Origin of the sequence: Chitinophaga sp. (assembly GCF_036569125.1) — a bacterium.
Taxonomy (GTDB): Bacteria; Bacteroidota; Bacteroidia; order Chitinophagales; family Chitinophagaceae; genus Chitinophaga.
Genome location: NZ_DATCRF010000558.1, coordinates 1 through 4737, shown reverse-complemented (window position 1 = coordinate 4737; position 4737 = coordinate 1). Strand labels below are relative to the sequence as shown.

Here is a 4737-nt window from a genome sequence, read left to right as displayed (position 1 = left end):
GCCATGCCCTGGCCGGGGCCCTGGAAAGAGAAGCGGATATTCTTACCGCCATATTCCCGGAATTCGCTCAACAGCTCTTCTGTGGCCTGCGCCAGCTGTTTAAAGGCTGCGGGATAATCGCCTTTCAGGAACACTTCTATGGTAACGGTGCTATCCAGCCCGCGTAATAGTTGTTTGGTGGAGGGGGCCAGGGTATATCTTTTTTCGGCGGTAAGGTCGGCACGGCCATGTATATACGCTGCTGCCACATTTACGCCTATTAAAGCCAATATTATTACCAACGCGCGCTGCAGGTACTTTTTCTGGTTGCCGGAGCCCTGCCATACCCGGCGCTGCAGGGATAGCTTGCTGAGGAACAGCATGAGCACAATTACGCTGGCAAAATAGATCACATCCCGGCTATCAATTACGCCCCGGCTAATGGAGGTGTAATGGAATTTTATACCGGCCATTTGCAGGTAATAATCCGCCCCGCCGGAAAAGGCAGGGATCTTGCTCAGCGCATCAAACCCATTATAAAAAAGAAAACAGGTGAAAACCGCTACCAGGAAGGCTACTACCGCATTGCCCGTGAGGGACGACGCCCAGATGCCAATGGCGGTGAACACAACACCCAGCAGCAGCAGGCCCAGGTAAGAGCCGGCAATGCCGCCATTATCCAGGTGCACCGTGGGTGCGCTAAGCTGCTGAATGGCTAAATAATATACCAGTGTGGGAATAAGCGATATGAGTACAATGAGTGCGCTGGCCCAGAACTTACCCTGCACTATCTGCCACCAGGTAAGGGGTTTGGTGCTGAGCAGCTCTATGGTGCCGGACCGGAACTCATCTGCAAAGCTGCGCATGGTAATGGCCGGGATCAGTAACAGGTAAATGATGGGCGCCAGCTCAAAAAGCGGGTCCAGGTTGGCATAACCGAAGTCCAGCAGGCTGGTATCCGGGAATACAAAGAGCAGCAGCCCGTTTGCCAGTAAGAAAAGGATGATGGCCACATAGCCAGTGATACTGCTGAAGAACTGATGTATTTCCTTTCTGAAGATGGCTATCATAGCATTAATAAAAGTACAAATATATTAGAACGGAGGGAATTATTAATTACGAATTATTCAATTACGAATTACGAATTGGGTATACGTAAATTAAGTGTAGTACAGCTAAATGGGGGAATTACTATAGGAAAGCGGGGATGGGGGAGTGAAAGGTTTTGGCTACAGGTAGCTGGTCACTACCTGCTGCCTGCAGGGGCATGCAGTAATGGTTGGATTAAAGGAACGCGCTTTCGCTTTCTTCCTCTTCTTCTTCGTACTCTTCCTCCTCTTCTTCTTCCAGCACCAGGGCTTCCAGGCCGTTCTTGTACCGGTAATTATTCACTGCGGCTTTGATGGCTTCTTCAGCCAGCACAGAGCAGTGCAGCTTTACGGGCGGCAGGTTCAGCTCTTCTACAATATCCATGTTATCGATGCGCAATGCATCATGGATAGTTTTGCCTTTCAGCCATTCTGTTACCAGGGAGGATGCTGCGATAGCAGATCCGCAGCCAAAGGTCTTGAACCTGGCGTCGGTGATCACCTGCGTTACGGGATTTACCTCGATCTGTAAACGCATTATATCACTGTGTCCATGCTCCGGAGACCCTACCAGCGCGGTGCCTACCGCTTTACTGTTTTTGTCCAGCGAGCCTACGTTCTTCGGGTTGTTATAATGCTCCAGTACTTTTTCCGAGTAAGCCATACTGATATATATTTAAGTAAACGATTTCAGATTATGCAGCGTTTCAGCTTAATTAAATGTAAGCCGGTATTGAATTATACACAACCCCCTTTCATGCTATTTGGGATTTACGATCTTAGATTTACGATTTTCCTGAAGCGATTGCTATGTTAGTTGTATGTGTCCCCTTTAAATCTAAGATCTAAAATCGTAAATCTAAAATCAATGCGCCCATTGTATAGTGTCAAGGTCTATGCCATCTTTAAACATTTCCCAGAGGGGGCTAATGGCGCGCAGCCGGTTCACCGCATCTGTAACGGCTTGTATGGTATAGTCTATCTGCTCCTCCGTAGTAAAACGGCCCAGTCCAAAACGCAGGGAGGAGTGGGCCAGATCATCGCCCAGGCCCAGTGCCTTCAGCACATAGCTGGGTTCCAGGGAGGCGCTGGTGCAGGCCGATCCGGAGGATAGGGCGATGCTTTTATTGAAGCCCATCAGCAGGCCTTCACCTTCCACATACTTAAATGAAATATTGCTTACATGGGGCAGGCGCTGGTTGGGGGCGCCATTCAGGTAAGATTCTTCCAGCTGCAGTAATGCTTTTTCAAGCTTGTCCCTTAATATTTGCAGGCGTTTGCCGTCTTCTTCCATTTCCTGCTGGCATATTTCACAGGCTTTTCCAAAACCCACTATGCCCGGCACATTCAGGGTACCGGAGCGCATGCCCCTTTCGTGGCCGCCGCCGTCCAGCTGGGCGGTTACCTTTACCCGGGGCGATTTGCGGCGCACATATAAGGCGCCTACCCCTTTGGGGCCATACATTTTATGGGCGCTAAAGGCCATCAGGTCTATACCATCCCTGTTCACATCCACCGGTATCTTGCCCACGGCCTGTGTGGCATCCGTCATTAACAGCACGCCATGGCGGCGGGTAATGGCGCTGATGTCGCGCATGGGGTTTATAACCCCTATCTCGTTATTAGCGTAGATAATGGCTACCATGATGGTGGCGGGCGTAATGGCGGCTTCCAGCTCCTTCAGGTCTATCAGGCCTTCGCTGTTCACACCCAGGTAGGTGACCTTTGCGCCCTGCTTTTCCAGGTGCTTGCAGGTATCCAGCACGGCTTTATGCTCTGTGGCGGTGGTAATAATGTGATTGCCTTTGGCTGCGTACATCTCAAACACGCCTTTAAGGGCCAGGTTGTCGGATTCTGTGGCGCCGGAGGTGAAAATGATCTCCTTGGGATCCGCGCCTATCAGCCTGGCTACCTGTTCCCGGGCAAAGTCCACTGCCTCCTCTGCTGCCCAGCCAAAGGGGTGGTTACGGCTGGCTGCATTGCCAAAAGTTTCGGTGAAATAAGGCAGCATGGCCTCCACCACACGGGGATCGCAGGGAGTGGTAGCGTTGTTATCCAGGTATATCGGTAGCTTTAACATGGCGGTTTGATCTTAATTTATTCTAAACGATGTTATTCAAATTTACGACGAAACTTGTATGGATGTTCTGTTAGGCCCATCTATAAATACAATAGGCAAATAGAATGCCTCTATGGATTGGGAATTTTTTGGGAACTTGCCCCTGCTAAATAACACATGCATGTTAAAAGTAGAACATATCGGTATTGCCGTGACTTCCCTTGCGGATGCTATTCCCTTATTTGAAAAGCTGCTGAACAGCCCCTGTTATAAGCAGGAGGCGGTGGAGACCGAGCAGGTGCTGACCGCTTTTTTCCGTCAGGGCGAGAGCAAGGTAGAGCTGCTGGAAGCCATGGGACCGGAGAGCGTGATTGCCCGGTTTATTGCCAAAAAAGGCGCGGGCATACACCATATTGCCTTTGAGGTGAGCAATATTGAGGAAGAAATGCAACGACTTGCTGCGGAGGGCTTTACTCTTTTACAGGATAAGCCCAGGCAGGGCGCGGATAATAAGCTGGTGTGCTTTCTACACCCGAAGGATACGAGCGGGGTGCTGGTGGAGCTTTGCCAGGAAAGGAAGTGATGTGCGGATGTGCAGATATGCGGATGTGCAGATGGGGGGAATGTGGTGATGGATGTAAAGATTTTGTATTTTACCATTAACTGGGCCTATCCCTCAGGATCAGTTGCGCCTTATGCCAGACCAGGATCAGAAAATTTCCGCTCCCGTTACCAACAGCCATCCCATCGCGCAGCATGCGGGCGCTTCAGGGGTGTCATTACCGGCGCCGGCGCCTTTTCAGTGGAAAGAAGGAAGGTTTGACATACCGGAAGGAGAGAGCAGCGAAACTGCATCAGCCATGCCCGCCGTTCAGCGGTTTGCCCTGCCCCACGAGCCTGCGGCCGTTGCTGCGCCTGGCGCTACCAATGGATCATTTCCGCAACCCTGGCATACCGTACCGCAGGCAGCGTCGCCTGCCCGCTCAGCGCCATCACAACCATTATTACAGCGTTTCTCACTGCAGATCCGGTCTCCGGCCCCTGTAACAGCTGCCGGAAAAGTGGCACAGCTTACTTCTGCTCAAATCCGGCTTACACCGGGGGAAGAAATAGTCGATATAATTATACGGGGCCGCCCTCCCCGTGTTTACAGCGATTCTATGGGCGATCATACCACCGCTTTTATCATCCAGACGGAAGGGATCAATATCGCCCTGCAGGGTAGGACCCTCGCAGACGCAATAAGGTACATGATGGGCCTGACTGAGCATTTAAAAGCTTTGCCAGGCCTGAAGTATCTGGACGGGGAAAGTGTTATCGCCAGCCGGTTTCACCATGAATTAAAGACGCTGGTGGCCAGTCTGGTTGCCGCTAACGAGGCGAACACCAGTGGCGACGTCAACAGCCTGGTCAGCAACCTGCAGCAGGCCATCGGGGCTTACCTGGATGCCCGGGAGCTCGTACCTTTCAGTACCGTAAATGTAGGCGCAAAAAGTAAAGGCACGGCGGGCAGAGGGCACGGCGAGTCCCGTGGTGCAAGGATCTTAAGCGCCTTTGAAAGAGGGGAAGCAGAAGTAGACGCAGATACGCTGTTGGAAGCTGTGTATACGC

The 4737-nt window shown here is 51.5% G+C and carries 5 protein-coding genes; 2 read left to right on the top strand and 3 right to left on the bottom strand.

All coding sequences use genetic code 11. The features are described 5' to 3' along the window. The 3 genes from gldF to VIM87_RS20925 form a co-directional block, all read right to left on the bottom strand. On the bottom strand, positions 1-1049 hold a 1049-nt coding region (gene gldF / locus VIM87_RS20935), incomplete at its 3' end, for a gliding motility-associated ABC transporter permease subunit GldF (protein WP_331998892.1). 214 nt (positions 1050-1263) lie between these two features. After that, positions 1264-1731, bottom strand: a complete 468-nt coding sequence (locus VIM87_RS20930) for an iron-sulfur cluster assembly scaffold protein (RefSeq protein WP_331998891.1) — start codon at positions 1729-1731, stop codon at positions 1264-1266. Positions 1732-1932: 201 nt separating this feature from the next. Further along, positions 1933-3147 (bottom strand): IscS subfamily cysteine desulfurase, encoded by a 1215-nt coding sequence (locus VIM87_RS20925; RefSeq protein ID WP_331998890.1) that lies wholly within the window; start codon positions 3145-3147, stop codon positions 1933-1935. Between the two features lie 160 nt (positions 3148-3307). Between VIM87_RS20925 and mce the strand changes: the two genes are divergently transcribed. After that, positions 3308-3709 carry a methylmalonyl-CoA epimerase gene (gene mce, locus VIM87_RS20920; RefSeq protein WP_331998889.1) on the top strand — a complete coding sequence of 134 codons (402 nt, stop codon included), beginning with the start codon at positions 3308-3310 and terminating at the stop codon, positions 3707-3709. Between the two features lie 112 nt (positions 3710-3821). Continuing rightward, on the top strand, positions 3822-4737 hold a 916-nt coding region (locus VIM87_RS20915; RefSeq protein ID WP_331998888.1), incomplete at its 3' end, for a hypothetical protein.

Excerpts from the sequence above, each read along its gene's own strand:
- VIM87_RS20930 (WP_331998891.1), bottom strand. The coding sequence starts at position 1,731 with ATGGCTTACTCGGAAAAAGTACTGGAGCATTATAACAACCCGAAGAAC.
- VIM87_RS20925 (WP_331998890.1), bottom strand. The coding sequence starts at position 3,147 with ATGTTAAAGCTACCGATATACCTGGATAACAACGCTACCACTCCCTGC.
- mce (WP_331998889.1), top strand. The coding sequence starts at position 3,308 with ATGTTAAAAGTAGAACATATCGGTATTGCCGTGACTTCCCTTGCGGAT.